Origin of the sequence: Photorhabdus temperata (genome assembly GCF_025384845.1) — a bacterium.
GTDB classification, from domain to species: domain Bacteria; phylum Pseudomonadota; class Gammaproteobacteria; order Enterobacterales; family Enterobacteriaceae; genus Photorhabdus; species Photorhabdus temperata.
The window spans coordinates 1-2607 of sequence record NZ_JAJAFX010000140.1 but is presented as its reverse complement, the minus strand read 5'-3'; the positions used below and the strand labels follow the sequence as shown (position 1 = coordinate 2607).

The window sequence follows — 2607 nt, the reverse complement described above, 5'->3', positions numbered from 1 at the left end:
TGTAATCAATGAACTGACAGTAATGTTTACTAAGTCAGCCAGCCGGAGCATTAAACGGGATTAAAAATGGTAAAAATCGGACCTATCCGCGTATCAATAAATAACCAAATTAACGACTTAAAGAGGAATGCATTAACCATGAGGGAATTATGAACGCATTTTGGGTAATAAATCAGCAGAAAATTAGCATTGTTCTTGTCTTACCAACTCAGAAACTTCATCACGGCATATTCCAAGCAAGACATTTTTCTCTAGGGGCGTTAGCAAAATCCGCCGTAAACCCTCGCCCAATGCGAGGGTGTCGCAAAAGCTCATGTTATCCATTAAGATCGGTGTTCTTCCTGTTAAACGCCGATCTTTTATGACCTTATTCACTCGAACGCTGGAATCGTCTGCTCACACCAAACGTCAGTTTGTCAAAGCGCAGCATTTACCTGTATTGGCCGGTTCTCTTTCCCTTTGTGATTATCTCAGGCAAATGGGCGAACGCAGTGCATTTATTGTCGCTGAGGTTTTGGATGAACAAGACTGGGGACCTTTCGAACGCCGTTATGCTTCAACAGACAGGGCGCCGTATTCTCCCCGTTCAATGATGGGGATCCTGCTTTATGGGATCATGAAAGGACACTGCTCGCTCAGAGCTCTTGAACACCTGGCGCGTTTAGATTTGGGGTGTATTTTTGTCAGTTATGGCGTGACACCTGATCACGCCAGCCTTGGGCGTTTCATTTATCAGCATCAAGCTGTCCTGACAGGGACGTTTTTTAAAGAACTGACCTTATCTGTTTTGCGCCGCAGCCAATCCGGGATTTCGTGCCTGGCGGGTGACGGAACAGTGATTGAAGCTGCGTGCTCTTATTATCATCTTTTGACTCAGGAAGCGATTTCACGAGAATAAAGAACCCCATGCTAAAAACATGGGGTTCGTCATCAATCTGAAAGCCCGAAGGGCTTTAAAGATCAATCTGGCGTTGACTGACTCTGAACATAAGCTCTGAGTGTTTCAATCGTCACTCCTCCTGTGCTACAGACAAAGTACGATCTTGACCACAAAAGCCCTGTTTTGCTTTGCATCTGTAAGTGGGTGTTTTGTTGGCGTAGCAAACGCGATGATACAGATTTCAGGTTGTTGACCATCACACTCACGGCCAACTTCGGTGGGTATGCAACCAGCAGGTGCACATGGTCTGGTTCTCCGTCCATCTCAATAATTTCACATTCGAGTTTCTCAGCAGCAGAACCAAAAGCTTCCCGCAATTGCTCTATCATTCGCCCGTCAAAGAGTCTTCGGCGGTACTTTGTCGTAAAAATCAGATGCACAACCAACTTGCTGACGCTGTGCCTTTTACGGAGGAAACCCTCCAGTAGTTCATGTTGATTACTCAATTGATATATTCACTTAACCTGTTAAAATAAAATAACTATATCAATGAGCGCTGAATATGTTAAGAGCCACAAAAGTACGCATATATCCGACACCAGAACAGGCTGAATTTCTCAATGCCCAGTTCGGTGCGGTTCGGTTTGCGTATAACAAGGCTCTGCATATCAAAAAGCAGATGTACAACAGGCACGGTGTCGGTTTAAGCCCACGTAAAGACCTCAAACCATTACTGGCAGTGGCAAAAAAGTCCAGGAAATACAGTTGGCTCAAAGAATACGACTCCATTGCTTTGCAGCAGGCGGTAATTAACCTTGATGTCGCTTTTTCCAACTTTTTTAATCCGAAACTGAAAACCCGCTTTCCGACATTCAAAAGCAAACACGACAGGCAGTCCAGCTATCACTGCACGAGTATAAAAGTGCTTGATGGTGCAATAAAGATCCCGAAAACTTCACCGATTGAAGCCAACATTCACCGTGAAATTACTGGCGAGTTAAAGAGCATTACGTTGTCCAGAACGCCGACAGGGAAGTACTACGCTTCGTTACTCTGTGATGATGGCGGAGAAGTTCCAGTGAAACCCTCCCTGGTAACCCGTGTAACGGGGCTGGATATGGGGCTGTCGCACTACACCATCAAATCTGATGGGCACAAGATTTCCAATCCTCGTTATCTCATCAACGGCAGTCGTAATTTGCGGCGGAAACAAAAAGCGTTATCCCGTAAGAAAAAAGGCAGCGCAAACCGCCGAAAAGCCCGTATACAGCTTGCAGGTGTGCACGAACGGGTAGCCAATACCCGTGCTGATTTTCAGCATAAACTCTCCCGTACAATTGTTGACGAAAACCAAGCGGTAATTGTGGAGACGCTGAAAGCGGCAAATATGATGAAAAATCACCATCTGGCACGTGCTATCGGTGATGCTGGATGGGCTGGATTCATCACAAAACTGGAATACAAAGCAGCAGAGAAAGGCGTGCATCTGGTGAAGCTGGAGCAATGGTTCGCCAGTTCGAAAACCTGTCACTGCTGCGGTCATAAGATGCCGGAGATGCCGTTACATGAGCGTCTCTGGCGGTGTCCTGAATGCGGTGTTGAGCATGACCGCGATATCAACGCGGCAATCAATATTGAACGCAAGGGCATACTGGAATTACAGGCGGCGGGTCTCGTCGTCTCTGCCCATGGAGGCCAGCGTAAATCCGTCACACAGACGGTTGCGG

3 protein-coding genes are annotated in these 2607 nt (G+C 46.6%); 2 read left to right on the top strand and 1 reads right to left on the bottom strand.

The features are described from left to right. Positions 1 to 361 precede the first annotated feature (361 nt). Complete coding sequence (locus LGZ99_RS23945; RefSeq protein WP_262979801.1) at positions 362 to 898, top strand: transposase; 537 nt, start codon at positions 362 to 364, stop codon at positions 896 to 898. Between the two features lie 62 nt (positions 899 to 960). On the opposite strand, the gene tnpA is transcribed toward LGZ99_RS23945, so the two are convergent. After that, on the bottom strand, positions 961 to 1386 hold the full coding sequence (gene tnpA, locus LGZ99_RS23940) for an IS200/IS605 family transposase (RefSeq protein ID WP_262979800.1): 426 nt from the start codon (positions 1384 to 1386) through the stop codon (positions 961 to 963). A 56-nt stretch (positions 1387 to 1442) separates the two neighbouring features. Here tnpA and LGZ99_RS23935 point away from each other — a divergent pair. Then, on the top strand, positions 1443 to 2607 hold a 1165-nt coding region (locus LGZ99_RS23935), incomplete at its 3' end, for an RNA-guided endonuclease InsQ/TnpB family protein (RefSeq protein ID WP_262979799.1).